The 22,715-nt window shown below is 72.6% G+C and carries 23 protein-coding genes; 9 read left to right on the top strand and 14 right to left on the bottom strand.

What is annotated here, in order from left to right:
- The first annotated feature begins 22 nt into the window (after positions 1-22).
- The 8 genes from Q0R63_RS08245 to Q0R63_RS08280 all read left to right on the top strand — a co-directional run bounded on the left by Q0R63_RS08245 (position 23) and on the right by Q0R63_RS08280 (position 7,796).
- A complete protein-coding gene (locus Q0R63_RS08245; RefSeq protein ID WP_295696196.1) occupies positions 23-658 on the top strand; it encodes an AAA family ATPase in 636 nt (211 codons plus the stop codon).
- Positions 655-1,488 carry a TrmH family RNA methyltransferase gene (locus Q0R63_RS08250; RefSeq protein WP_295696198.1) on the top strand — a complete coding sequence of 278 codons (834 nt, stop codon included), beginning with the start codon at positions 655-657 and terminating at the stop codon, positions 1,486-1,488. The genes Q0R63_RS08245 and Q0R63_RS08250 overlap by 4 nt, the downstream gene beginning before the upstream one ends.
- 102 nt (positions 1,489-1,590) lie before the next feature.
- On the top strand, positions 1,591-1,797 hold the full coding sequence (locus Q0R63_RS08255) for a hypothetical protein (protein WP_295696200.1): 207 nt from the start codon (positions 1,591-1,593) through the stop codon (positions 1,795-1,797).
- Between the two features lie 76 nt (positions 1,798-1,873).
- A complete protein-coding gene (locus Q0R63_RS08260) occupies positions 1,874-3,070 on the top strand; it encodes a hypothetical protein (protein ID WP_295696202.1) in 1,197 nt (398 codons plus the stop codon).
- A complete protein-coding gene (locus Q0R63_RS08265; RefSeq protein WP_295696204.1) occupies positions 3,067-3,861 on the top strand; it encodes a DUF4129 domain-containing protein in 795 nt (264 codons plus the stop codon). Before Q0R63_RS08260 ends, Q0R63_RS08265 begins: the two co-directional genes overlap by 4 nt.
- Positions 3,837-5,087 (top strand): DUF4350 domain-containing protein, encoded by a 1,251-nt coding sequence (locus tag Q0R63_RS08270; RefSeq protein ID WP_295696206.1) that lies wholly within the window; start codon positions 3,837-3,839, stop codon positions 5,085-5,087. Before Q0R63_RS08265 ends, Q0R63_RS08270 begins: the two co-directional genes overlap by 25 nt.
- A 272-nt stretch (positions 5,088-5,359) precedes the next feature.
- On the top strand, positions 5,360-6,358 hold the full coding sequence (locus tag Q0R63_RS08275; RefSeq protein WP_366521094.1) for a MoxR family ATPase: 999 nt from the start codon (positions 5,360-5,362) through the stop codon (positions 6,356-6,358).
- 145 nt (positions 6,359-6,503) lie between these two features.
- Positions 6,504-7,796, top strand: a complete 1,293-nt coding sequence (locus tag Q0R63_RS08280; protein ID WP_295696209.1) for a DUF58 domain-containing protein — start codon at positions 6,504-6,506, stop codon at positions 7,794-7,796.
- Positions 7,797-7,902: 106 nt separating this feature from the next.
- On the opposite strand, the gene Q0R63_RS08285 is transcribed toward Q0R63_RS08280, so the two are convergent.
- A complete protein-coding gene (locus Q0R63_RS08285; RefSeq protein ID WP_295696211.1) occupies positions 7,903-8,898 on the bottom strand; it encodes a stage II sporulation protein M in 996 nt (331 codons plus the stop codon).
- A gap of 95 nt (positions 8,899-8,993) precedes the next feature.
- Here Q0R63_RS08285 and Q0R63_RS08290 point away from each other — a divergent pair, with 95 nt between their 5' ends.
- On the top strand, positions 8,994-9,809 hold the full coding sequence (locus Q0R63_RS08290) for an RDD family protein (protein WP_295696213.1): 816 nt from the start codon (positions 8,994-8,996) through the stop codon (positions 9,807-9,809).
- A gap of 63 nt (positions 9,810-9,872) precedes the next feature.
- On the opposite strand, the gene Q0R63_RS08295 is transcribed toward Q0R63_RS08290, so the two are convergent.
- From Q0R63_RS08295 to Q0R63_RS08355, 13 genes are all read right to left on the bottom strand, one after another.
- Positions 9,873-11,063, bottom strand: coding sequence for an adenosine deaminase (locus tag Q0R63_RS08295; protein WP_295696215.1), 1,191 nt, complete (start codon positions 11,061-11,063; stop codon positions 9,873-9,875).
- A 75-nt stretch (positions 11,064-11,138) separates the two neighbouring features.
- A complete protein-coding gene (locus Q0R63_RS08300; RefSeq protein ID WP_295696217.1) occupies positions 11,139-12,437 on the bottom strand; it encodes a thymidine phosphorylase in 1,299 nt (432 codons plus the stop codon).
- Positions 12,438-12,573: 136 nt separating this feature from the next.
- Complete coding sequence (locus Q0R63_RS08305) at positions 12,574-15,582, bottom strand: hypothetical protein (RefSeq protein WP_295696219.1); 3,009 nt, start codon at positions 15,580-15,582, stop codon at positions 12,574-12,576.
- Positions 15,579-16,007, bottom strand: coding sequence for a Tad domain-containing protein (locus Q0R63_RS08310; protein WP_295696221.1), 429 nt, complete (start codon positions 16,005-16,007; stop codon positions 15,579-15,581). The genes Q0R63_RS08305 and Q0R63_RS08310 overlap by 4 nt, the downstream gene beginning before the upstream one ends.
- A 71-nt stretch (positions 16,008-16,078) precedes the next feature.
- Complete coding sequence (locus Q0R63_RS08315; protein WP_295696224.1) at positions 16,079-16,630, bottom strand: TadE/TadG family type IV pilus assembly protein; 552 nt, start codon at positions 16,628-16,630, stop codon at positions 16,079-16,081.
- Between the two features lie 7 nt (positions 16,631-16,637).
- Positions 16,638-17,066 carry a TadE/TadG family type IV pilus assembly protein gene (locus tag Q0R63_RS08320; RefSeq protein WP_295696409.1) on the bottom strand — a complete coding sequence of 143 codons (429 nt, stop codon included), beginning with the start codon at positions 17,064-17,066 and terminating at the stop codon, positions 16,638-16,640.
- A 10-nt stretch (positions 17,067-17,076) separates the two neighbouring features.
- The gene (locus tag Q0R63_RS08325; RefSeq protein ID WP_295696226.1) at positions 17,077-17,313 is read right to left on the bottom strand and encodes a hypothetical protein; all 237 of its coding nucleotides are present in this window, start codon (positions 17,311-17,313) and stop codon (positions 17,077-17,079) included.
- Positions 17,314-17,412: 99 nt separating this feature from the next.
- Positions 17,413-18,339, bottom strand: a complete 927-nt coding sequence (locus tag Q0R63_RS08330; RefSeq protein ID WP_295696228.1) for a type II secretion system F family protein — start codon at positions 18,337-18,339, stop codon at positions 17,413-17,415.
- Positions 18,336-19,262, bottom strand: coding sequence for a type II secretion system F family protein (locus Q0R63_RS08335; protein WP_295696230.1), 927 nt, complete (start codon positions 19,260-19,262; stop codon positions 18,336-18,338). Before Q0R63_RS08335 ends, Q0R63_RS08330 begins: the two co-directional genes overlap by 4 nt.
- Positions 19,259-20,563, bottom strand: coding sequence for an ATPase, T2SS/T4P/T4SS family (locus Q0R63_RS08340; RefSeq protein WP_295696232.1), 1,305 nt, complete (start codon positions 20,561-20,563; stop codon positions 19,259-19,261). Before Q0R63_RS08340 ends, Q0R63_RS08335 begins: the two co-directional genes overlap by 4 nt.
- Before the next feature lie 65 nt (positions 20,564-20,628).
- On the bottom strand, positions 20,629-21,423 hold the full coding sequence (locus tag Q0R63_RS08345) for a hypothetical protein (protein ID WP_295696234.1): 795 nt from the start codon (positions 21,421-21,423) through the stop codon (positions 20,629-20,631).
- On the bottom strand, positions 21,410-22,114 hold the full coding sequence (locus Q0R63_RS08350) for an SAF domain-containing protein (RefSeq protein WP_295696236.1): 705 nt from the start codon (positions 22,112-22,114) through the stop codon (positions 21,410-21,412). The genes Q0R63_RS08345 and Q0R63_RS08350 overlap by 14 nt, the downstream gene beginning before the upstream one ends.
- Positions 22,115-22,276: 162 nt before the next feature.
- Positions 22,277-22,705 (bottom strand): cytidine deaminase, encoded by a 429-nt coding sequence (locus Q0R63_RS08355; protein ID WP_295696238.1) that lies wholly within the window; start codon positions 22,703-22,705, stop codon positions 22,277-22,279.
- Positions 22,706-22,715 lie beyond the last annotated feature (10 nt).

Here is a 22,715-nt window from a genome sequence, read left to right on the forward strand (position 1 = left end):
GTCCCCGTCTCGATGTCGTGTTATGAACAGCACCACGCGCGCCCGGGTCGTCGTGCTGGCGGGGCCGTCCGGGTCGGGCAAGTCGCGGCTGGCCGCCCGGCTGCACGGCGCCCACGGGTGGCCCGTCGTGCGCCTCGACGACTTCTACCGTGACGGCACCGACCCCCGCCTCCCGATGAGGGAGCTCGGCGGCACCCGTCTCGTCGACTGGGACGACCCCGGGTCGTGGGACGCGGATGCCGCGGTCGGCGCGCTGCGTCGGCTCGTCGTCGAGGGGACCACCGAGGTGCCGCGCTACGACATCGCCCGGTCGGCGGCCGTCGGCACCGACCGGGTATCGATCGCGGCCGGGGCGCTCGTCCTCGCCGAGGGGATCTTCGCGGCCGAGATCATCGGACGGCTCGGCGACGAGGGGCTGCTCCACTCGGCGTGGTGCGTGCGTCACCATCGCTGGCTGACCTTCGTGCTCCGTCTCGTCCGTGACCTCTCAGAGCGCCGCAAGGCGCCCCACATCCTCCTGCGCCGGGGTCTGGCCCTCTGTCGGGACGAACCGCGGGTCATCGCCCGGATGGGGCGCCTCGGCGCCCGCTGCGCGACGCCGCGCGAGGCCACCAGTGCGCTGGCCGGCGCGAGCGCCGATGCGGGTGGACCGCGATGAGGCCGTTGCTCGTCACCACCCGCAACGCGACCTTCCAGCAGTGGGAAGCGTTGCTCACCAACCGGACTCGTCGCCGCAAGTCGGGGGAGTTCGTGGTCCAGGGCGTCAGGCCGATCAGTCTCGCGGTCGAGCACGGCTGGACGGTGCGGGCCGTCATCCGCGGAGAGGACCGACGCTTGTCGCAGTGGGCGGCCGAGATGGTGGACCGGACCAGCGCGGCCGGGGCACAGGAGGTCGCGATGAGCGAGGAGCTGCTGCGCGAGCTCGGCGAGAAGGACGAGCAGGCTCCGGAGCTCGTGGCGATCGTCGGCCTCCGCGAGGACGGGATCGAGCGCGCGCTGCCCGACCACCTCGACCTCGCTGTCGTCCTCGACCGGCCCACGAGCCCCGGCAACATCGGCACGGTCCTGCGGTCGGCGGACGCCCTGGGCGTCCAGGGGGTCGTCGTGGCGGGTCACGCCGCCGACCCCTACGACCCCCGCTGCGTCCGGGCGAGCACGGGTTCGCTGCTTGCCGTGCCGGTGGTGCGGATCGACTCTCCCGCAACGGTTTTCGACCGCGTGGCCGCCCTGCGAGAGGTGCGGCCCGGGCTGCAGGTCGTCGCCACCGACGAGCGCAACGCCGTCGACGTCTGGGACCACGACCTCACCGGCCCCACCATCGTGCTCACCGGCAACGAGACCACCGGCCTGAGTGCCGCCTGGCGCGAGGCGGCCGACGCCGGCATACGGATCCCGATGGCCGGCTCGGCCAGCTCTCTCAACATGGCCGCCGCGACCACCGCGGTCCTCTACGAGATCGGCCGCCAGCGGGCGACCGGCCGCCACTGACGCGCCCGAGCTCCTCGCGTCCGCGGCACTGGTTGCTCGAGCCACCAGTTCCGCGGGCGCAAGCGCCATGGGTCGCGACGTGGCCAGTCGCATACTGGGCGCATGACCTGGTCGCGACGACGCGTGCTGATGCTCGTCGCCGGCAGCGGGGAGAGCCCCCCGGCGGCGGTCGACGCGGTCAATGACCTCTGCCGAGACGCTGCGCGTGCCTCGTGGTGGTGGGGCACCGTCCTGCTCGCCGCTGGTGTCGTCGTGGCTCTCGGCGGCCTGCCCCGGGGTCGCCGACCGGCCCCGCAACAGCGGCGCTGATAGATTTGTCCGACGGCTGGGCAGGCGACTTTCAGGGGTGGGACATGTCAGTGACGTGGGTTCGAGGGTGGTGGACATGTCCGGCATGACCGGCTTCGGGCCGCCGCCTGGCACCCCTGCGGAGTCGGCCCGTCAGCGGCCACCGTCCTACCTGCCACCCGGAGGCCTCTCCCACCCCTCCGCCGGTATGCCGGGTGCTCCCCTGCCGTCGCCGGTCGCGCCACCCGAGGGTGGTCTGCTCGCCCCCGGCGCATCGCTGGCACCGGGGGGCGGTGCCGGCCCCACGGCATACTCCGCTGCCCGGTCCGGTCGGCCCGGCCGGACCTTCGGGCCACCGCTGATGACGAGCTCCCACAAACCCGGGATCATCCCGCTGCGACCGATGGCGCTGGGTGACCTCCTCGACGGCGCCGTGAAGCACAGCCGGCGCAACCCCGGGCCGGTGCTCGGGCTGACGCTCCTGGTCCTCGGGGTCGGCGTCGTGCCCGCGGTGCTCCTGTCCGGCGTGGCCCTCGCCGGCAACTGGTACGCCGCCCTCGACCTCGGCGCCGTCCTCAGCACCTCGGAGTTCTCCTTGGTGCTCCTCGGGCTCGGCATCCTCTTCGCCACCCTCGTGGTCACCGGGATGCTCGCGCAGCCGGTGGCCGAGGCCACCCTCGGTCATCGCCTCGACCTCGGCCAGATCTGGACCGCGGTGCGGCCCCGGCTGCTGCGACTGGTGGGGCTGCAGGCCGTCGTCATCCTGCTCGTGGCAATTCCCACCGCCCTCGTCGTGCTCGCCCTGGTGCTCCTGCGGAACGGCTCCGGTCTGCTCCTCTTCGTCCTGGCGGCTTTCGGACTGGTCGTCCTCGTCGTCTGGAACTCCCTGGTCATCGCCCGCACCGTGCTCGCCGGACCGGCGCTCGTGCTGGAACGCAAGACGATCCGGGCCTCCTTCCGCCGCGCCTGGGCCCTGTCCCGGGGGTCGTTCTGGCGCGTCGGCGGCACCACCGTCCTCGTGACGACCCTCGCCGGCGTCGTCTTCCTGGCCATCGACCTGCCGCTCACCCTCGTCCTCAGCCTCCTCAGCCTGCCCTTCAACCTGTCCGCGACGACCGAGCAGGCCGCGACGAGCCTGGCGATCAACATCGCCACGCTCGTGTCGTCCGCGGTGGTCGTCCCGGTGATAGGCGGCGCGATCTGTCTCGTCTATCTCGACCAACGGATGCGCAAGGAAGGCTTCGACCTCGTCCTCCTCCGGGCTGCGAGCAGCCGACCGGGCGCCGTTCGGTGATCGCCACCGTCCGGACCCTCACCGCGCGTGCCCTGAGCGGTCTCCCTGCCGACCTCTCACCCTCACCCGACGAGGCCCACCGCTGGGTCACCGAGGAGCTGGCGAAGGACGAGTACCAGGACCGGAGGTCGCTCCTCCAGCGGTTCTTCCAGTGGCTCACGGAGCGCTTCCAGGATCTGCTGGGGCAGCCTGGGGGCGGTGGTGTCTCCCTGCCGTCCTTCGTCATCGCCGGACTCGTGGTCGTCGTGCTGGTGATCCTCGGCTACTTCGCCACGAAGGTCCGACGGGAGCGGCGCATCGTCACCTCTCACGCCACGGTCCTCGGCGACTCGACCCTGACGGCCGATCAGCTGCGCGCGCGGGCGGCGACCGCAATGGCCGAAGAGCGATGGGACGACGCGGTGCTCGACTCCACCCGCGCGATCGCGCGCGACGCCGACAGCCGCACCCTGCTGACCGACGTCCCCTCCCTCACCGCCCACGAGATCGGCCGTCAGCTCGCGACGGTCTTCCCCGACCACGTCGGCCCGCTGAGCCGGGCGATGGACCTCTTCGACGCCGTGGCCTATGGCGACCTGGCCGCGACGCGAGCGGACGCCGACGCCGTCCGGGCCGCGGACGAGCTGCTCCGTCGGGCCCGACCGCGGCTACCGGACCGTCCGCGCCCGACGTCGGGCGACGGACCGGCGTCGGGCGACGGACCGGGGTCGGTCGACCTGGCGCGGGCAGGCCACACGGGCCAGTCTGCGGCAGAGGCAGATTCGTTGTGGACGACGGGCGCGGGCTCGTGACGACCTCGCTGTGGGACCGCGCCCCCGAGGCCGGTGACGCGGTGCCGGGCGCTGCGGGCGATGTCGCGGCTGATGCCGCGCGGCGGCGTCCGTCGCGTCGGCGCCTCGTGCGCTGGGCCGTCATCGTCGCGGTGGTCATCGGCGTCGCCCTCGTCATGACCTGGCGGGGCGCCGATGCCGCGAGCGACGTGCCGCTCGACCCCCGCAACCCCCAGCCCACCGGGAGCCAGGCCCTCGGCCGGGTCCTGGCCGACCACGGGGTCGAGGTCACGGTCGCCCGCGGTCAGGCCGCCCTGTCGGGCGCGCAGATCGACGGCGACACGACGGTCTTCGTCGCCCGCACCAGCGCTCTCGCGCAGGCCACGATCGACGAGCTCGCCGACCTCAGCCGGCAGGCCGGGCGCGTCGTCGTGGTCGACCCCGATCCGTGGGTGCTGCGCTATCTCAGCCCCGAGGTCACCATCGCCCAGACCCGCCGTGACGGCGCTGACCTCGCGGCCTCGTGCGACACGGCCGACATTCGTCAAGGAGAGCGGATCTCGCACTCCCAGAGCGAGTTCCAGCTACGGGACGGATCCCCGACCGACGCCTGCTTCACGACCACGGGGCACTCCGTCTACCTCTCCGTCCCCGCCACGGCGCACCACGCCCCGCTCGTCCTCCTCGGCAGTCGCAGCGCCATCACCAACGGCGAGATCGCCTCGGCCGACAACGCGGCCATCGCCCTGCGCACCCTCGGACACTCGGCCCGGTTGGTCTGGTACGTCCCGTCCACGGACGACATCCCCACGACCGACCAGTCCCGTGCCGCGGACCTGCTCCCGCCGTCGCTGGTCCCGGGCCTCGTCGTGGTGCTCATGGCCGTCCTCGGGCTCATGCTCTGGCGCGGCCGCCGACTCGGCCGCCTGGTCCGCGAACCGCTCCCGGTCGTCATCCGCGCTGTCGAGACCACGGAGAGCCGGGGCCGGATCTATCGCCGGGCCAAGGACACCGGACGCGTCGGCGTCGTGCTGCGTGATGCGACGAGGCGCCGGCTGGCCGGCTACCTCGGGCTGCCGACCGCAGCACCGCTCCCCCAGCTGATCACCGCGGTCAGCGACGCCAGTGGCCGTCCCGCACCCGAGGTCGGCTGGTTGCTCGCCGGACCACCCCCGCAGACCGACGACGAGATGCTCGGCCTGGCCGGGTCGCTCGCCGCCCTGGAGAAAGAGGTACGCCCCTCATGACCGACCCGATGACGCCCAGCGAGGCTCCCTGGCACGGGGAGCACCCGGAGCCGCCAGCGCCTCCCGCACCTCCCGTACCTCCCACACCGGAGTGGCGGCCCGCCCCGGTCCAGGCCGCCCCGGTCGGCCAGGCCGCGCCAGCCGGCCCACCGGCATACGGTGCTGGGCCTCTGGCTTCCGGCGGACCGCCGGCGTATACCGGGCCACCGACCGGGCCTCCCAGTGGGCCGCCGAGCGGCCCCCCGAGCAGTCCTCCGAGCGGCCCCCCGACGCTGCGCAAGGACGCGACCCACCAGCCGCAGCCCCGCCCGACGCCGCAGGACGAGAGCGCTCGCGACGCCCTGCTCAAGGTGCGCGCCGAGGTCGCGAAGGCCGTGGTCGGCCAGGACGCGGCCATCTCGGGCATCATCATCTGCCTGCTCTCGCGGGGGCACGTCCTGCTCGAGGGCGTCCCCGGAGTCGCGAAGACCCTGCTCGTGCGCACCCTGGCCAAGGCCCTGTCCATCGACACCAAGCGGGTCCAGTTCACCCCCGACCTCATGCCCGGTGACATCACCGGCTCGCTGATCTTCGACGTCAAGACCTCCGACTTCGCCTTCCGCGAGGGGCCGGTCTTCACCAACCTCCTGCTCGCCGACGAGATCAACCGCACCCCCCCGAAGACGCAGGCGTCCCTCCTCGAGGCGATGGAGGAGCGGCAGGTCTCGGTCGAGGGGCAGCCCCGGCCGCTCCCCCAGCCGTTCATGGTGGCCGCGACCCAGAACCCCGTCGAGTACGAGGGCACCTATCCTCTGCCCGAGGCGCAGCTCGACCGCTTCCTCCTCAAGGTCGTCCTCCAGGTGCCCGGCCGCGACGACGAGATCGAGGTCGTCCAGCGGCACGCCCGCGGCTTCGACCCCCGCGACCTCGGGGCCGCCGGTATCACGGCCGTCGCCGGACCCGACGACCTCGCGGCCGGGGCTGCGGCGGTGCGGCGGGTGCAGGTGGCTCCGGAGATCGCGAGCTACATCGTCGACATCGCGCGCGCGACCCGGCAGGCGCCGTCGCTCTCCCTGGGGGTCAGCCCCCGCGGCGCGACGGCCCTGCTCGCGACCGCGCGGGCCTGGGCGTGGATGAACGGTCGCGGCTTCGTCACCCCCGACGACGTCAAGGCGCTCGCCCAGGCGACCCTCGCCCACCGGCTCTCGCTGCGCCCGGAGGCCGAGCTCGAGGGCGTCAGCGTGGATTCGGTCCTCGCCAGCGCGATCGGCTCCGTGCCGGTCCCCCGCTGACCGTGTCCCCCTCACCCGCCCTAGCGTCCGCGCGGACGCGACACCGGTGTGCCGTTGGCGCGGACGTCAGCGCACCACCCTCCGTTACGTCCGCGCGAACGCGACACCGGTATGCCGTTCGCGCGGACGCAAGCGCGGTGTGCCCGTGGCGGTGAGCTGGCGCTTCCCCATCCTCGTGCTGGTCGGTCTCGTCGCCGTCGTCATCCAGCCGACCCGCGAGACCGTGCTGCTCTGGCTCGCCCTGAGCATCGTCCTCACGGTGGTCGACCTCCTCTTCGCGGTGAGTCCGCGACGCCTCGGGATCCAGCGCGAAGGGGGATCCCAGGTGCGGCTCGGCGACAGCGGCACGACCGCGCTGCTCGTGACCAACACCGGCCGGCGGACCCTGCGCGGACTCGTCCGCGACGCGTGGCAGCCGTCCGCCGGAGCAACCGTCGACCGGCACCGACTCACCCTCAAGAGTGGTGAGCGCCGAAGGTTGACAACGATAGTGGTGCCGACCCGTCGGGGCGACCGGCTTGCCGACCGCGTCACGGTGCGCAGCTTCGGCCCGCTGGGACTCGGCGCCAGGCAACGCTCCTTCGACGTCGGCGGCGTGATCCGCGCCCTGCCGCCGTTCCACTCGCGCAAGCACCTTCCCTCCCGGTTGGCGGCGCTGCGGCAGCTCGACGGCCGCTCCGCCGTGCGGATCCGGGGGCAGGGCACGGAGTTCGACTCGCTGCGTGACTACGTCGAGGGCGACGACGTCCGCTCGATCGACTGGCGTGCCACCGCCCGGCGCCAGCACGCGGTGGTGCGCACCTGGCAGCCCGAGCGCGACCGCCGGGTGATCCTCGTCCTCGACACCTCGCGCACCTCCGCGGGCCGGGTCGAGGACATGCCGCGCCTCGACAGCGAGATGGACGCCGCGCTGCTCCTCGCCGCCCTCGCCTCCCGGGCAGGCGACCGCGTCGACCTCATCGCCGGCGACCGCTGGGTCCGCGCCCGGGTCGGGTCGGCGAGCCGCACGGCGCTGCTCGCCGAGCTCGTCCAGGCGATGTCCCCCCTGGAGCCGGCGCTGCTCGAGGCGTCCTGGCCCACGCTGGCCGCCGCCATCGCCGACACCAGCCGCCGCCGCGCGCTCGTCGTCCTGCTCACCTCGCTCGAGCCGGCTGCCATCGAGGAGTCGCTGCTACCGACCCTCGCCACCCTCACGACCCACCACCGCGTGGTGGTCGCCTCGGTGAGCGACCCCGCGCTGACGGCCATGGCGGCTCGACGCGGGACGACCGCCGAGGCCTACGACGCCGCGGCCGCCGAGCGCACCCTCACGCTGCGCCAGCGGACCGCCGACGTCCTCGGCCGCCTCGGGGTCACGGTCATCGACGCCGACCCCGAGCACCTCCCACCCCGCCTCGCCGACCACTACCTCCTGCTCAAGAGCCAGGGACTCCTCTGACCCTGGCCTCCTTGACCTCGTTCCGAACACACGTTCTGTCAAATTTCGCGTGCTCCGGAGCCCCCGGATTGAGCAGAACGTGTGTTCGGAACGAGGAAGGGCTGGCTCAGGCGACCGGCGCCAGGTCGCCGCGGTCGCGCGCCGCCACGTCGCCGGTCTCGCCGCGACGGACGGCCCACCGACCGAGGGTGAAGACGTAGGTGAAGAAGGCGGCCTCGGCGACCACGCCGACGCCGATCCGCGCCCAGGTCGGCAGCAGCGACGGCGTGACGAAGGCCTCGATCACCCCGGTGACGAACAGGACGCCGACGAGCCCGAGGGCGACCGACATCGCGGCGCGCCCCTCCTCCCCGATGGCCTGCACGCGGGTGCGGGGCCCGGGCTCCACCCAGCCCCAGAAGATCTTCAGCCCCACCCCGGCGGCGACGAAGACGGCGGTCAGCTCGAGCATCCCGTGCGGCAGGATGAGGCCGAAGAACAGCGACGCCTTGCCGTGCGCCCACATCAGCCCGCCGATCAGCGCGACGTTGAGGATATTGGTGAAGAGCAGGTAGATGACGGGGAGCCCCAGCACGCCGAAAGCTATGCAGAGGGCGGCAACCCACGCATTGTTGGTCCAGATCTTGAAGGCGAAGCTGCCCGCGGCATACTCGCTGTAGTAGCTCGAGAAGTCGTTGTTGATCAGCTGGTCGACCTCCTGCGGCGACATCAGCGCCGACTCGAAGCGCGGGTTCGCGACGAACCAGGCCCCGATGACGAACGCGACCACGACGTTGACCACGAGGGTCGAGATCCACCAGCGGCGGGTGCGATAGAGCGCCGCCGGGAAGGTCGAGACGACGAACCTCACGACGTCGTCCCAGCTCAGGGTGCGGGTGCCGACCGAGCGCAGCCGCGCCTTCGCGAGCAGCGAGGACAGGTGGGCGACGAGGGTCGGCTCGGGCGAGCGCGTCCGGATCTCCGACAGGTGCGTCGCAACCCGCTGATAGAGGTCGAGCAGCTCGTCCCCCTCCGCGCCACTGAGCTTGCCGCGCTTCGACGAGAGGGCGTCGAGGCGGCCCCACTCGTGCTGGTGCGCAAGGACATAGGCGTCGAGATCCACCCCCTGATCGTATGCTGTGTGCCCGCCGCCGGTGGCGACTATCCTTGTCGACAGCGGCGGTTCACCGCCCGAAGGCAGATCGAGGCAGGGGGGGCATGAGCAGCGCGACCATCGGTGTCGGCGAGGACGACCTCGTCACCGGCGAAGCCGTCGCCCTCGACCTGCCGCCCGCCTCGATCGGGCCGCGGATGCTCTCCGGCTTCATCGACTACGTCATCGTGTGGGCGGTTGCCTTCGGCTTCGCCATCGCCGGCGCGGCGCTGGCCGCCCAGCTCGACGGCGCCCTGGCCAGCGCGGTGTCCCTCATCGGCGTCGTCTTCGCGTGGGTCGTCTACCCCGTCACCGTCGAGACCCTGACCCGGGGGCGCAGCGTCGGCAAGCTCGCCGTCGGGCTGCGCACCGTGCGCGACGACGCCGGACCGATCACCTTCCGGCACGCCCTTGCGCGCGGGCTGCTCGGCGTCGTCGAGGTCTATCTCTTCTCGGGCATCCCCGCGGTCGTCTGCAGCATCGTCAACCGGCGAGGCAAGCGGCTCGGTGACATCGTCGCGGGCACCTACGTCGTACGGGACCGCGTCATCGCGCAGCTCCCGCCCCCGGCCCTGATGCCGCCGCAGCTCGCGACGTGGGCGATGACCGCCGACATCAGCCCACTCCCGGACCAGCTCGCGATGGCCGTCCGCACCTTCCTGCCGGCGGCCCGCGCGATGACTCCCGAGGCCCGCGAGTCGATGGGTCGAGCACTCCTCGACGAGATGAGCCTCTACGTCTCCCCGCCTCCGCCGGCCGGCAACCACCCGGAATACGTGCTGGCCGCCGTCATCGCCGACCGTCGCCGACGTGACCTCGAGCGGCTCGGCCGCGACGCCACCCTGCGGCGACGGCTCACCGTCCCCGACGAGATCGGCTGACCCCACAGGCCGCTCGGCAAAGTAAACCCCTCGTTCCGGTATGCCGCGTGCCTCTCTCCGGTCTCACCGCCCGAGGCCCAGGGCGGCATACCCCGGCTTGATCACGGTGTCGATGAGGTCGAGCCGGACGTCGAAGGGGAGGAAGGCCGACTTCATCGCGTTGATGCTCACCCAGCGCAGGTCGGTGAGGTCCCAGCCGGCCTCGGCGGTCAGCAGCGACGCCTCGCGCGTCATGGTCGTCCCGCTCATCAGCCGGTTGTCGGTGTTGAGGGTGACCCGGAACCGCAGCCGCTTGAGCAGCGAGATCGGGTGCAGGCCAACGGAACTGGCCGCCGCGGTCTGGATGTTGCTGCTCGGGCACATCTCCAGCGGGATCCGCGTGTCGCGGACGTAGGCGGCGAGGAGCCCGAGATAGACGTCGCCGAGGTCGACGTCCTCGAGCGAGGTCAGGCCGCGCGCCGTCGCGGCCGCCAGCCACTCCGGGAAGGGCACGCCCTCGACGGTGATGTCGTCGACGATCCGCACCCCGTGGCCGAGGCGGTCGGCGCCGCACCACTGGATCGCCTCCCAGATGCTCTTCAGCCCGAAGGCCTCGCCGGCGTGGATCGTGAAGTGGGCACTCTCGCGGCGGAGGTACTCGAAGGCCGCGAGGTGGCGAGTGGGCGGATAGCCGGCCTCCGCGCCCGCGATGTCGAAGCCCGCGACCCCGCGGTCGCGGTAGCGCACCGCCAGCTCGGCGATCTCGCGGCTGTTGGCGGCGTGCCGCATCGCGGTGAGCAGGGCGCCGACCCGGATCGGGCGACCGGCCTCGGCGGCGAGCCGCTCCCCGTCGCGGAACCCCGCGTTGACCGTCTCGACCACCTCCTCCAGGGTGAGGCCCGCGGTGAGGTGCTGCTCGGGGGCATAGCGGCTCTCGGCGTAGACCACGCCGTCGGCCGCGAGGTCCTGGACGCACTCGCTGGCGATGCGGAAGAGCCCCTCCTGCGTCTGCATCACCACGAGGGTCTGGTCGAAGGTCTCGAGGTAGCGCGGCAGCGACCCGGAGTCCGCGCTGTCGCGGAACCACCGACCCAGGGCGCTCGCCTCGGTGGCCGGCAGCCCGGCATACCCGATCCGCTCGGCGAGCTCGATGATGGTCTGCGGGCGCACCCCGCCGTCGAGGTGGTCGTGCAGCAGGACCTTGGGGGCGCGCCGCAGGACCTCCTCCGTGGGAGGGTCCGTCGTCAGGATGGTGGGCGGGGTCGAGACGCTCATCCGCTCACCCTAGTGACCCCGGTATGCCGCCCTGCCGCTCAGATCGTCTCCGCCCACCCCCCGCCTCAGGGCGCCTCAACCCACCCGGTCGATGACCAGCGGGAGCAGGTCGGGCCGCGACCCCTCGGGAGCGATGAAGAAGGCCCCGTCGAGCGCCTCGAGCGCGCGCTCGAACCGCTCCGGGGTGTCGGTGTGGAGAGTCAGCAGCGGCTGCCCGCCGCGCACGGACGCGCCGGGCTTGGCGTGCATCTCGATGCCGGCGCCGGCCTGCACGGGGTCCTCCTTGCGAGCCCGACCGGCCCCGAGCCGCCACGCCGCGACCCCGACCTTCAACGCGTCGAGCGAGGTCAGGACCCCGTCGGCCGGCGCTATGACGACGTGGGTCTCGCGGGCGGTCGGGAGCGTCGCCCCGGGGTCCCCGCCCTGCGCGCGGATCATCGCGCGCCAGACGTCCATCGCCCGACCGTCCGCGAGCGCGTCGGCCGGGTCGACGTCCCCGCGACCGGCGCCCGCGAGCATCTCGCGCGCGAGGGTGAGGGTCAGCTCGACGACGTCCGGCGGGCCGCCGCCGGCGAGCACCTCCACCGACTCGCGCACCTCGAGCGCGTTGCCGGCCGTCAGCCCGAGCGGGGTCTGCATGTTGGTGAGGAGGGCGACCGTGCGCACGCCGGCGTCGGTGCCGAGCGCCACCATCGTCTCGGCGAGCTCGCGGGCCGAGGCGACGTCCTTCATGAACGCTCCCGACCCGACCTTGACGTCGAGGACGAGCGCGCCGGTGCCCTCGGCGATCTTCTTGCTCATGATCGAGCTCGCGATGAGCGGGATCGACTCCACGGTGCCGGTGACGTCGCGCAGGGCGTAGAGCTTCTTGTCCGCCGGGGCGAGGCCGTCGCCGGCGGCGCAGATGACCGCGCCGACCCCCTCGAGCTGCGCGAGCATCTGCTCGGTGGTGAGGGAGGCGCGCCAGCCGGGGATCGACTCGAGCTTGTCGAGGGTGCCCCCGGTGTGACCCAGGCCGCGCCCGGACAGCTGGGGCACAGCGACCCCGCAGGCCGCGACGAGCGGCGCCAGCGGCAGCGTGATCTTGTCACCGACGCCACCGGTCGAGTGCTTGTCGGAGGTCGGCCGGGAGAGCCTGCTGAAGTCCATCCGCTCGCCCGAGGCGATCATCGCGGCGGTCCAGCGGGCGATCTCCGGGCGGGTCATCCCGTTGAGGAGGATGGCCATCGCGAGCGCCGACATCTGCTCGTCGGCGACCACGCCGCGCGTGTAGGCGTCGATGACCCAGTCGATCTGGGGGTCTGACAGCTCGCCACGCCCCCGCTTGGTGACGATGACGTCGACGGCATCGAAGGCTTCGTTCGCTTCGCTCACGCCCCCATCATGTCGGACGGGTCCGGAGCCCTCCTCGTTCCAAACACGCGTTTTACCAAGTTCTCGGGCCCCGGAGGCCACCGGACTTGATAAAACGTGTGTTCGGAACGAGGAGGGGGTGGCGCGCGGGGGTGGGTCAGGCGGAGGCCGGGGTCCGCGTGCCGAGCAGGTGGGTCACGAGTGCCTCGGTCTCGCCCTCCAACGGCACGTCGTATGCCGCGAGGGTGCGGCTCATCTCGTCGACCGCCTCGCGGACGGCCTCGATGCCGGCGCGCTGCTGCTCGACCTCGAGCACGTCCCGCCACAGCACCTGCGAGGTGCGGGCGAGCCGCAGCCCGCCGCCCGCTGCGGCCGCAGCCCCCTGCGCGTCCCCCGCCTCACGGGCGAGCTCGACGAGCCGATGCGCGACGCCCACGACGCTGCGCACGATCGAGCGCTCGAGCGCGAGCCCGGCCAGCCAGGAGTAGTGCCCGTCGGCGCGGCCCTCGAACGGTTCGCCCCGGACGAGCCGCAGGGCCCGCCGGAGGTTCTCGCCCTCGGCGATGCGGCCGTTGGTGCCCTTGGCGCGGTCGACGAGGGTGCAGAAGGCGTGCCAGTCGCAGGCGACGCCGCCGCCCAGGGAGTAGCGCCCGCCCCCGTCGACGCGCAGCCGGGCGAGCCCGTCGGGGCCGGCGCCCAGCCAGTCGCGGACCCGCACGAGGGTGGCGGTGAAGACCGACTGGCTCACGCCGCGGGGCCAGATCGCGCCGGCGAGCACAGCGGGGTGCACGCCGCCGGGGTGGGCGGCGAGGTAGGCGATGATCTCCTCGGCCAGCGGCCGGGCGCCGGGGTCGATCGGCCCGGGAGCGCGGACGGTGATCGGGCCGAGGAAGCCGACCCGGGCCTCGGTCACGGCGAACGCCCCGTCGTCGGTCGTCAGCGGCGACATCGGGACGGCAGCGAGTCCCACGCGGTCGGGGGTGTGGGGGACGCTCTCGGCCGCGCCGAACAGCTGCGCGACGGCCGACAGGGCCTCGCGACTGACGCGGTAGGCCTCGAGGGTCACCCCGAGGACCGAGGTGGTGAGCATCCCGGCCTCGTCGACCACGAGCTCCCACGACGCGTCGGGGATGTCGCCGACCCCGACGAGGCCGACGGCCCGGCGGGGGCCCGAGGTGATCAGTGCGAGCCGAGCGAGCAGCTCGGGCGCGACGGGAGCGGCGAGCACGGCATACTCCGCCGGACCGTCGGCTCCGCGCGCGAGGCGGCGGGTGAGGGTCTCGTCCCCCGCGACCGCAGGACGGATCTCGAAGCGCTCCGCGAGACCGGCGAGGTCGGGCGTCGTGTCGATGACACCGGCGCTGAGCTGCTCGATCTCCGGCGGAAGCCCCACGGCTGAGACCTTGACGCCGTCGGACCACGGCTGGGTGGCCAGCTGGATCGCGAGGGCGATCGCGACCTGCTCGGCGATGGTCGCGTCACCGACGAGCCGGATCGGCCCGGCCGCGGCCTCGAGGTCGATCAGCAGATCGGCGCCGGAGCCGTCGCGGCCGAGGGCCACGAGACCGGGGTATGCCGCGACCCCGGCCGACGTCGAGGACCGCCCGAGGTCGTGGCGTCGCAGGGTCCACGTCGCCCCGTCGTCCTCGGCGCGCCACGGCTCGGGCGCCGCCGGACGCGGCTGGATGAGCATCAGGGTGACCACGTCGTCCGTCGCCCGCGCAGCGAAGATCTGGGGCGGCACGGTGAGCGAGGCGGCGCAGCGGGCGGCGAGCAGACGGAGCGCCAGGTTGATCCACCGCGCGCGCTCGAGGTCCGCCCCGACGCGCAACCCGACCTCCGCGGAGACGCCCAGGGCCGACGGGCTCGAGCCACCGCCGTTGCGGCGGCGCTGGCGCATCAGGGCCAACAGGATGCAGGCGGCGAAGGTGCCACCGGTGGCCAGGCTGGCGACCAACGGGTTGACCGGCTGGACGGGGGACATCGAGCCCTGGTCGGGTCGGCCGGGCGCTGACGGGGGCGCCAGGTCCGGCGATGGCGCAGTCGCGGGCGCGTTGTCCGGGACCGGTGCGGTAGGCAGGAAGCCGACCCCGGTCACCGAGCTGCCCTGGGGGGCCCACGCCTGCACCGCAGGAGCCGTCGTGCCCGTCGGGGTGGTCGTGCCCGTCGTGCCCGTCGGGGCCGTGGTCGAGGGATGCAGGTCGGGCATGGGCGCGGAGACGGCCTGCCGGGCGGGCGGCGGGGTGACGGGCACGCGGCCGACGCCCACGGCGTCGTCCGGCATGACCAGCTCCCAGCCCGGCTGGATGAGCTTTGCGAGGTGCAGGGTGCCGCCGCCGGGCTGGACGCGACCCTCGTTGAGGGCGTAGATCTCCTTGTAGCGGCGTCCGTCGCCCAGGTGCTTCTCGGCGATCTCCCACAGGCTGTCGTGGTGGTGCCCGCGCGGGGGCTCGACGACGTAGACCTTCTTGCCGGCGACGTCGGAGGACGAGGTAGCGGTCGAGGCCGGGATGGCCGAGGCGGCACCGGTGCTCGCGGGGATATCGGGCGCGCGGGGGCCCATCGTCACGGGGCCGGCTGAGGTCGTGTCCCCCGGCGCCAGGGCGGAGATGGTCGTCGACGGCCGCGCCGGGGTGGCGTCACTGAGGGCTCCGGTGACGGCGGCGACCTGACCCAGGACGACCGAGCTCAGCAGGACGCCGCCGATGAGCATGCGGGCGAGCCGTTGCGACGGCCCGGAGAACGGGACCGGCCTCGGGACGCCGTGGTGGTTGACCGCCGAGAAGAGCTCGACGATGAGGCAGACGACGAACTGCAGCCACGCCAGCCAGACGACGGCGACGAGGACGACGAGCAGCTGCTCGACCCCGAGGTGCTGGGTGAGGTCGTCACGGGTGGGCAGACGGGTCGGGATGGGGGGTCGACCGGAGAGCCACAGCAGGAGCACCGGCACCCCGACGACGATGGCCAGGAGCGCGACGAGCGACAGGAGGCGACGCAGGACGGACGGTCGGTCGTCCTCGGGCGCGGCCTGCCGGAAACGCTGCGGGCCACTGGCGCCGACGGGGCCGGAGGCGTCGGCGGCTGAGGACCCGCGCTTACGGCCGGGGGTGATCTTCCGTCCGGAGGGGCGCGTCGGGTTCGGTGCCTGGGGCCTCTGGGTCATGGGACTGCTCCGTTGATTCCGGTGACCGCGCTGGCCGTCGCTGTGCCCGCGATGTCGATGGTGTCGATGTGGACGAGGGACAGCAGCGTGGTCGGGATCGTCGCCTTGAGCGAGACCGTCACCGTGGTGGCGGTGATCTGGGTGGGTCCGTCGAGCGTGTAGCCGGAGTTCTTCGTGACGTAGTCCGCCGCCGCCGCTTGGGCGTCCGCCTGCTTGAGCACGACCCGGCCGGTGCTGCGCAGCGTGGTTACGTCGATCTGGCGCGCCCCGGCGCGCGCGGCCTGCTCGGCGACGTCGAAGGCACGGTCCTTCGCGTTGATGACGCGTCCCCCGTCGATGGCGAGACCGGCGACGCCGAAGAGGACGACGGACAGCCCGATGACGAACACGCTCATCGAGCCGTCGTCGCGCCGCCCACGGCGCACGCGACGGACGGTGCGCACGACTGCGGGAGCACCAGGACGGGAGGCGGGGCCTCGGTGCCGACCGTGCTGCATCATGGCGTCCCCGTCCTGCGGAACTGGTCGAGGGGCGCGACGCTGGTGCCCCGCACGGTGGTCGAGCCGGGGAGGCCGACGAGCCCGAGGTCGCCATAGGTGATCACGCAGGAGATCTGGACGGTGACGCTACCGCCGGCGACGAAGTCGGAGGTGTCGACGGCGGCCGGGCAGGAGGTCGCGCCCATCGACGCCGAGACGGCACTGGCCGCTGCTCCCTGTGCCTCCCCGGACGAGCGGGCCAGTGACGCGGCACGAGCGGCGTCGCGAGCGGCGGAGTCGACGTCGCCCTGACGCAGGACCAGACGGCCGCCAGCGGCGATGAGCAGCACGAAGGCGAAGAGGAGGGGCACGAGGATGACGACCTCCACGGCCATCGACCCGCCGTCCCGTCGACCCGCGCAGCGGAGGGGTCGACGCGACCCACATCCGGAGAGGGAGGAGCCACGACGAAGGACGTGGGTGCCCGAGCGTCGTCCGACCGACAGCGCCATCGCCACTCCCCCTCCTGCGTGATCTGCGTGATCGGTGATGACCATGGTCTCGGTCATCGTCGTTTCAGTTGTCGGGCCGGAACTGCTCGACCGGCCCCTGCGAAACGGCCGAGATGTTCTCCAGCTGCGGGATCGGCACGAGGGAGAGCGGCTTCGCCGTCACCTCGACACGGACGGTGAGCGCCGGAGCCGCCTGCTGCTGGATGACGACGTCCGTGACGAGCCCGTTGCCGATCTTCTTCGCGTAGTCGATCGCCTGCTGCTGGGCCTGCGCGGGGGTTCCCCCCGTGCGCAGCACCCGGGCAGCCTCTCGGGCGGTCGACGAGACGACCTGGTGACCGAGGTAGAACAGCGCGAACTGCACGGTGATGAAGATGACGAACATCAGCATCGGCGTGTAGAACAACAGCTCGATCGAGCTCGCGCCCGAGTCACTCCGTCGGAGTCTCCCGGATCGTGCCCGCCGTGCTGCCGCTGCCAACCCCCCGGTCATCAGCACCCGATCAGGGGGCGGCGGGTACGGGCGGCGTCACCGTGATGTTGGCGGCGGCGGAGGTGATCTTGTCGTAGAGGACCTTGCTGACGATCCCGACGAGGATGACCAGCACCGAGGTGATGATCACCCACTCGACCGCGGAGGCCCCACGGTCGCCGGCCGCACCGAGGGCACGGGCCCGGTCGACGCGACGGCGGACGAACAGTTCGAGGACCTGAGCCGGCCCGGCGTGAAGAAAAAACATGAGCTCCCCTTGTGGTGTCTTTTCGGGCTGTTCCGGTCATCTGACGGGCCCTGCTCCCCAGCGGTTCCCGAGATTGAGCACTCGTCCTCGGCAGGTCACTCACAGGCCGCTGCTGAGAACTCGTGCAATGGCAGGGTACGTCAGGAAGGTAAGAAACCCTACACACAGCAGCAGCTGGGCGACGAGCATCGACTGGGACCGCGCCTGCGCCCGACCCTCGGCCTCGGCGAGCTCGCGCTGCCGCATCGAGTCGGCCCGGGCATACAGCGAGTCGCGCACCTTGGCCCCATCCTCGGCCACCAGGCCGAGCGCGGCGGAGAGGTCGCGCAGCTCGTCGATCTGCAGCTCGTTACCCAGCTGTCCCAACGCCGCCCACGGCGTGACGCCCTGCAGCCGCGCCGTCCGGAGGGTGTCCCGGATGAGGAGCATGCCCCACCCGCTGGAGATCCCGGCGGCGGTGTCGAGGGCCTCGGGGACACCGCGACCGCCGCTCAGGTTCATCGCCACGAGGTCGAGGAACGAGCTGATGACGTGCCGGAAGTCGCGCCGCCGGTCGGCCGCCGTCCCCCGCAGCTGGAGCGTCGGCAGGACCAGTCCGAGAAGGCCGAGCAGCAGTGCGCCCCACAGCGGCACGAACCCGACCGCGGTGACGCCCATCGCGACGAGGACGATGCCCAGGGCGACCGGGACGGCGATCCCGATGACCCCGCAGACGAGGCTCGTGGCGATGTGGTTCTCGACCGAGCGCAGGGTCATCGCGAGGTCGGCGCGGACGGACGGGGGGAGCCGGACCCCGCGCGCCTCCATGACCTCCCGCACCTGGGCACCGATCCGGCGCAGCCGCAGCGACTCTCCCGTGAAGCGGTCGTCCACCGAGAGGACGGAGTCGCGACGGAAGCGCTGCCGGTCGAGGTCGAGGCGGGCGAGCGCGGAGGCACCGGAGACGGGTCGCTGGTCGAGGAGGGAGACGAGCAGGAAGAAGCCGACACCGGCCACCGCGCCGAAGAGGATGACGAAGGTGATCACCGGCGCCCCCTTCTCGGTGAGGTCGGGGACGACGCCGACGACGTCGCGCCCTCCTGGGTACCGAGGTGGAGGAAGCGGTCGGGGAGCTCGAACGCCGACAGTCGCCGCAGCCAGAGCAGGCCGGCGGCGAAGATGAGGACGATGAACAGGAGGACGGCCTGACCGGTGACGGTGCCGTAGGGCTCGACGAAGCCGGGGTTGAGCAGCCTGAGCCCGAGGACGGCGAAGGCGGTGATGCCGACGACGATCTGCACGCTGCGACGGGTGCTACGACGGCTCGCCATGATGCGGCCGCGCATCTCGAGCTCGCTGCGGACACTGCGGGCCAGCGAGCTCAGCACGTCACGCAGACCCGGTCCGCGCAGCTTGCCGTTGAGCAGCAGTGCGGCGACGACGAGGTCGGCGGTCGGGTCGTCGAGGTCCGCCGCCAGCCGGTTCAGGGCCGTGTTGAGCGAGACCCGGACCCGGAGGCGGTCCGCGAGATCGGTGACCGACTTCTGGATGGCCGGGGAGGCCGCCTCGGCCGATGCCGGGATTGCCTGCTCGAGCCCGACCGCGCCCGCGATGGTGTCCCGGAGCGACTCGGTCCAGGCGGCGAGCCCCTCGAGCCGGGCGTAGGCGTTGCGCTCGCTGGAGGCCCCACCGACCAGGGCGTTCCAGAAGAAGACGAGGAGCGCGGCGGCCACGGCCAGCACCGGCCAACGCGTCATCAGGAGCATGAGCAGGCCGACACCGACGGCGATCGGGATCCGCCGCCCGATGCGGGTCGCCAGCCGCCGCAGGTCCGGCCCGAGCACGGATGCTCCGGCCGCCTTCGGGGGCACGGGCGTGATCCCGAGGACCGCGAGGAGTATCCCCAGGCCGACGAGGGCGCCGAGCCCCACCATCTCGACCACGACGAGGGAGTCCGCGGAGGTGTTCACCGGTAGACCCCCGGTGCCGCACCGGAATACCCGACCCGCATGAGGTCGTCGAGGCACGAGATCGCCGCCGCGGGATGGGCCTCGCCGTCGGGTCCCAGGGCGAACACCTCGCTCGACAGGACGCGCTCGTCGACGCCGTTGACCTCGCGGATGGAGGTGACGACCCGGCGGAGGCCACCGCCCGACTCGAAGGAGTTGATCCGCTCGACGAAGAGGACGAAGTCGATCGCCCCCGCGATGAGCATGCTCGCCGCGTCGGCCGGGAGCCGCTCGGCCGACTGGATGGCGTAGGTGCAGATGCGGTTGAAGACCTCGAGCGAGCTGTTGGCGTGGATCGTCGAGAGCGACCCGTCGTTGCCCTGGCTCATCGCATTGAGCATCGTCACGATCTCGTCGCCGAGCACCTCGCCGACGATGACCCGGCTGGGGTTCATCCGCAGCGAGCGGCGGACCAGCTCGGCCATCCCGATGAACCCCTGGCCCTCGGAGTTGGGCAGCCGCTCCTCGAGGGAGACGACGTTGGGGTGCAGGTCCTCGTATTCCCCGAGCCCGAGCTCGAGGGCACGCTCGACGGTGATCAGCCGCTCCGACGGGGGGATCTCGTTGGCCAGGGCCCGCAGCAGGGTGGTCTTGCCGGCGTTGGTGGCGCCCGCGATCATGATGTTCTTCCGGGCCCGGACCGCGGCCGAGAGGAACTCGGCGATCTCGAGGGTCATCGAGCCGTTGCGGACGAGGTCGTCGAGCGAGACGCGGCTGAGGCGGGCGCGGCGGATGGAGAGGGCCGGCCGCGCGGTCACGCCCATGACCGCCGACAGCCGGCTGCCGTCCGGCAGCCGCAGGTCGAGCTGGGGGTTCGAGGTGTCGAACGGACGGCTCGAGAGCCCGGAGTATGCCGCGAGCACCTGCACCAGCTCGATGAGCTCTTCGTCGTTGTCGGCGATCGGCGCCGGGCGCTCCTCGTGGCCGTCCGCGAAGCCGACGAAGATCTGGTCGCAGCCGTTGATGTCGATGTTCTCGACCATCGGGTCGTCGAGCAGCGGCTGCAGCCGGCCGACCCCGAAGAGCGCGGCGTGGATGCCTTCGGACAGCTCGGCCTCGTCCTCGAGCGTCGGAGGCGTGCGGCCGCCCGCCATCTCGGTGCGCGCGTAGGACTCGAGGGTGCGCGCGATGACGGCGCGGGCGAACTGGCGCTCGTCCTCGGCGTTCATCAGCCCGACACCGGCGGCGGAGTCCTCACGCCGTTGCCGGGTCAGGGTGTCGGCGACCTCTTCACGGAGTCGCCGGACGATCAGCTGGTCCATCGTGCTCTCCTCTCTCGTTTCCTGGTCGGGACTGACTGGCTGTCGTGGACGTGGGGCGGTCGACCTCAGGCGAGCTGCGCGGCGCGGCGCGCAGCGAGGTCCCGCAGGGACTGCCCGACCGCGGCCACGGACCGCACGAACAGCGACTTCGTCGGCAACGCCTCGAGCGAGTAGCGCATCCGGCCGGCCGCCTTGGAGTCGACGGCGATCTGGCCGACCACGCTGACATCGAGGCGCGCCTGGTCGAGGATCCGATGGATCTCACCGGTGCTGGCGCGGTCGCGCTCGTCCGTGACGACCGCCACGCCGATGGGGACACCGAGGGCCTCGCGCGCGGTCAGCTGCTCGATGATCCCCGACAGCCGCTCGCGCAGGTGGTAGAGCTCCTCGACCGTGGGTCGGGTGAGCACGAGGACGGCGCTCGACGCCGCGAGGACCGGCATCACGGCGGTCTGCGGCACGATCCGGCCGCAGTCGGCGATGACGTCGACCTCGGCGATGGCCGCGAGGGCTACGGCGATGTGCTGCCAGCTCGCTCCCAGCGCGGCGACCTGCTCCGGTCGGGTGACCCCGGCGAGCACCGCCGGCCCGCCGGCGATGCGCTGCACGTGCGGCTCGACCGATCCCCCCTCGGTCCCCCGTCGCAACGACGACGCGAGGGACATCAGCCCCCGGTCCGCGAGCAGCGGACGCGACTGCTCGTCGCGGTAGCGGATCGCCATGTCTCCGCCCGAGGTGTCGAGGTCGGCCAGCAGGGTCGGGCGGTCCCAGGTCATCGCCATGGCGGCTGCGACGGTGCTGACCCCCGGTGAGCCCTTCGCCGTGCAGACGGAGAACAACGCCACGTCAGCTGCCGCCACGCGTGATGAGGATGACCGCGATCTGGTTGGCGGCCGACGCCGCTGCGACGGCTGGCGCGACGTCGGGCGTCACGATGAGGGTGGCGATCCCACCGTTGGACGAGCCCGCCGACGACCCACCACCACCGAGGAAGGACCCGCCGCCCGCGCTCGCATCGGCCGAGGGGCCGCGCGACACGACCGCGTTCTCGACGAGGACCGTGGCTTTGCCCTCGACGACCTGCACGACCTCGACCGTGTCGCCCGTGGAGAGACCGCTTGCCGGCATCCGACCGGAACCGATCGCCACACCGACGGCGACCACGCCCTTCCTGAGGAATCCCTGGCTGGTGAACATCTGCTGGTCGAGCAGACGACCCTGGGGGATGTTCTGCGACGCGAAGGAGCCGATCAGGCTGTTCGCCGTGGTGGCCGGGAGGACGGAGAGCCCGTCCCCGGCGACCCGCTGCACCGCGAGGTCGTCGGCGGTGATGGGTTGGCCGACGGCGATGGCGTGCGACGCGACGAGCACCGGCTCACGGCTGTCGATCCGCACCGCGAGCAGCCCGGCCACGGCTGCGCCGCCCACGATGAGCAGCACCGCGAGCCCGATCATCGCCGGACGCCGACGCGTGGCGCTGCCCCCCTTGGGGAAGCGCGTGGACGGTGGGGGCGGCAGCGCAGGCCCTGCCGGCCCCGGAGGCGTGCTCATATCGTGGTTCCTTCCCCCTGGAATGGACGTCCGAGTGCGCCCGGTGCGGACCCACCGGGCACGACGTCCCAGTGTATGACCACCGGTGGGACGACCGAACCGGCTGTTCGGCTCCCTCAGGAGTCGGACAGCTCAGGCCGGACCTGCCCTGTCGGGAAGGGGTCAGGCCGGCGGAGGCCGCCGTCGGCCGGCCGCGTCGAGGTCGTCCGCCCCGAAGGCCTGCGGCAGCACGTCCGCCATCGTCCGCACACCCTCGGGGGTCTGCAGCAGGCAGTCGGGCCCACCGTTCTCCCACAGCAGCTGCCGGCACCTCCCGCAGGGCATCAGCGGCTCGCCATCCCCTCCGACGCACGCGACGGCGACGAGCCGGCCGCCGCCCGTCACGTGCAGCTGCGACACCATGCCGCACTCCGCGCAGAGGGTCACCCCGTATGCCGCGTTCTCGACGTTGCAGCCGACGACGACCCGCCCGTCGTCGACGAGGCCGGCGACGCCGACCGGGAAGTGGGAGTAGGGAGCATAAGCCTGGAGCATCGCCTCGATCGCCTTGTCTCGCAGGGCAGCCCAGTCGATCTGGTCCGACCGCGTCACGTCGGCATCC

The organism is Lapillicoccus sp. (genome assembly GCF_025353065.1).
GTDB lineage: Bacteria > Actinomycetota > Actinomycetes > Actinomycetales > Dermatophilaceae > Lapillicoccus.

Bases quoted from the DNA above. Each gene is read 5' to 3' on its own strand.
- Q0R63_RS08245 (WP_295696196.1), top strand. From the start codon at position 23: ATGAACAGCACCACGCGCGCCCGGGTCGTCGTGCTGGCGGGGCCGTCC.
- Q0R63_RS08250 (WP_295696198.1), top strand. From the start codon at position 655: ATGAGGCCGTTGCTCGTCACCACCCGCAACGCGACCTTCCAGCAGTGG.
- Q0R63_RS08255 (WP_295696200.1), top strand. From the start codon at position 1,591: ATGACCTGGTCGCGACGACGCGTGCTGATGCTCGTCGCCGGCAGCGGG.
- Q0R63_RS08260 (WP_295696202.1), top strand. From the start codon at position 1,874: ATGTCCGGCATGACCGGCTTCGGGCCGCCGCCTGGCACCCCTGCGGAG.
- Q0R63_RS08290 (WP_295696213.1), top strand. From the start codon at position 8,994: ATGAGCAGCGCGACCATCGGTGTCGGCGAGGACGACCTCGTCACCGGC.
- Q0R63_RS08295 (WP_295696215.1), bottom strand. From the start codon at position 11,063: ATGAGCGTCTCGACCCCGCCCACCATCCTGACGACGGACCCTCCCACG.
- Q0R63_RS08305 (WP_295696219.1), bottom strand. From the start codon at position 15,582: ATGACCCAGAGGCCCCAGGCACCGAACCCGACGCGCCCCTCCGGACGG.
- Q0R63_RS08315 (WP_295696224.1), bottom strand. From the start codon at position 16,630: ATGACCGAGACCATGGTCATCACCGATCACGCAGATCACGCAGGAGGG.
- Q0R63_RS08320 (WP_295696409.1), bottom strand. From the start codon at position 17,066: ATGACCGGGGGGTTGGCAGCGGCAGCACGGCGGGCACGATCCGGGAGA.
- Q0R63_RS08325 (WP_295696226.1), bottom strand. From the start codon at position 17,313: ATGTTTTTTCTTCACGCCGGGCCGGCTCAGGTCCTCGAACTGTTCGTC.
- Q0R63_RS08340 (WP_295696232.1), bottom strand. From the start codon at position 20,563: ATGGACCAGCTGATCGTCCGGCGACTCCGTGAAGAGGTCGCCGACACC.
- Q0R63_RS08350 (WP_295696236.1), bottom strand. From the start codon at position 22,114: ATGAGCACGCCTCCGGGGCCGGCAGGGCCTGCGCTGCCGCCCCCACCG.